The organism is Dapis hubbardiae BLCC-M172 (assembly GCF_050016015.1).
GTDB lineage: Bacteria > Cyanobacteriota > Cyanobacteriia > Cyanobacteriales > Microcoleaceae > Trichodesmium.
Window position 1 is genome coordinate 36,375 of the sequence record NZ_JBNHEQ010000115.1, and the last position, 454, is coordinate 36,828.

Here is a 454-nt window from a genome sequence, read left to right on the forward strand (position 1 = left end):
TGATAAATTTGCTGAAGCACTAATAGGAAAATATGTTCCTGAATAAATGTATTGATCTTGTAGGAGTCAGGAGTTTTTTTATAACTAAAGGATGGGAAATATGTATGATTTATACTTGAAACAATAAACTCTTAACTTATCTTAGGAATAGAGTTTCATACATCACATCAGCAAAGCTTTTAATTACTGTGACAATTCTCGAATTTCACAAGAATATAGTATAGCCATAAATATCAAATATCAACTTGGTATTATACCAATTTCCCATGCATTAGTGCTATACTTGCGCAATACTTCAGTTATCAACTAATCAGTAAAAACCGAATTACTTTGGGTGCTAATTTTAGCATTTGTTAGAGACTGTTTGTAAAATAAGTATTAAGCAAAAAGTTTCAGAACTCAATCTTAAAGCTTGAATAAGGCAAGGGATTGAAATAACTCTACAGAGGGAGTA